Origin of the sequence: uncultured Nostoc sp., from assembly GCF_964245575.1 — a bacterium.
Classification (GTDB): domain Bacteria; phylum Cyanobacteriota; class Cyanobacteriia; order Cyanobacteriales; family Nostocaceae; genus Nostoc.
Map to the genome: position 1 here is coordinate 11653 of NZ_CAXTNP010000249.1, position 264 is coordinate 11916.

Sequence of the window (264 nt, forward strand, 5' to 3'; positions counted from 1 at the left end):
ATTTCTATCATTTTAAGTTTCCATTCAATTAATATCCAATTCTTGTTTTAATTTAAAATTTAATTAACAGATTCTTTATACTCTGTGTTTCCATTCAATTAATATCCCCAGCGAGTGGGAATTTAAAAAACTCCCCATCGTTGCCCAAAATATCCTTCTAGTTTCCATTCAATTAATATCCCCAGCGAGTGGGAATATTAAATCCGCCGCAGTTATTGACTCCTACTGTAATTAGGTTTCCATTCAATTAATATCCCCAGCAAG